The 832-nt window shown below is 41.1% G+C and carries 1 protein-coding gene and 1 pseudogene; both read left to right on the plus strand.

Annotation, left to right across the window (positions count from 1 at the left end; genetic code table 11):
* On the plus strand, nucleotides 1-340 hold a 340-nt coding region (locus R7Q48_RS26130; RefSeq protein ID WP_318133099.1), incomplete at its 5' end, for a sugar ABC transporter permease.
* Between the two features lie 4 nt (nucleotides 341-344).
* Nucleotides 345-832 (plus strand): annotated as a pseudogene (locus tag R7Q48_RS26135) (sugar ABC transporter permease); the annotation flags it as partial.

Genomic DNA, 832 nt, shown 5'->3' on the forward strand with positions numbered 1-832 from the left:
TGAAGCTGCGACGATGGACGGTGCAAGTAAACTCCAGCAGTTAAGAACCATCACTTTACCGCTGGTTCTGTACTCAATCGCTCCAATTTTGATTACTCAATATACGTTTAACTTTAACAACTTCAATATTATTTATCTGTTTAACAATGGTGGTCCTGCTGTCATTGGTAGTAACGCGGGCGGCACCGATATCTTGGTGTCATGGATTTATAAACTGACGATGTCCTCATCGCAATACGGTATTGCATCTGCAATCACTTTATTACTGTCGATTTTTGTTGTGGGCATTGCTCTTTGGCAATTCCGTATGACCAAGTCATTCAAAGAAGAAGCGAGATAAAAATATGAGTATTAAACGTAGTAATCGCATCCGATTGACATTGAGTTACGGCCTAATTTTGTTGGTATCAGTGATCATTATTTACCCGTTAGTGTGGACGGTTGGTGCGTCATTCTATCCAGGTAACAGTATAATGGGGGAGTCCATTTTCCCGGAGAACCCGACTCTGAGTCACTATGCCACTTTGTTTGCTAATGACAAAGTGGCTTACCTGACCTGGTTCTGGAATAGTTTGAAAATCAGCTTTTTGACCATGGTACTTACGCTGATCAGTGTGTCATGTACGTCATATGCGTTTTCACGCTTTCGCTTTAAAGGCAGAAAAAATGGTCTAATGCTGTTCCTTCTTTTGCAGATGATCCCTCAATTTTCCGCCCTAATTGCGATATTTGTCTTAGCGCAGATGTTGGGGTTGATTAATAGCCATCTTGCATTAGTACTGGTTTATGTTGGCGGTATGATTCCGCTGAACACGTATTTAATGAAAGGTTA

The organism is Vibrio sp. 378 (assembly GCF_033339435.1).